Origin of the sequence: Methylocystis sp. H62, assembly GCF_015709515.1 — a bacterium.
Lineage (GTDB): Bacteria > Pseudomonadota > Alphaproteobacteria > Rhizobiales > Beijerinckiaceae > Methylocystis.
The window spans coordinates 1-267 of record NZ_JADNQZ010000004.1; the positions used below are offsets into that span (position 1 = coordinate 1).

The 267-nt window shown below is 62.9% G+C and carries 1 protein-coding gene; it reads left to right on the forward strand.

Translation table 11 applies throughout. The features are described from left to right. The coding region (locus tag IYY11_RS00020) for an IS66 family transposase zinc-finger binding domain-containing protein (protein WP_196402257.1) at positions 1 to 267 on the forward strand (267 nt) is incomplete at both ends.

Here is a 267-nt window from a genome sequence, read left to right on the forward strand (position 1 = left end):
TCTTCCGCTCGAGGACGTCGAGATTGCTCAGGGCGTTTTGGACGCCGCGCAGGAAAAAGCTGCGGCGATCATCAAGGGCAAATCGGCGCGCGCCGATCGTTCGCGCAACGGCAATCGCGGCCAGTTGCCGGCTCATCTTCCGCGCGTTGAGCGCGTGATCGAACCGCGAAGCACAATGTGTCCCTGCGGTTGCGGCCCGATGACGATGATTGGCGAGGATGTCTCCGAGCGTCTCGATGTGATCCCGGCCCAGTTCCGCGTGTTGGT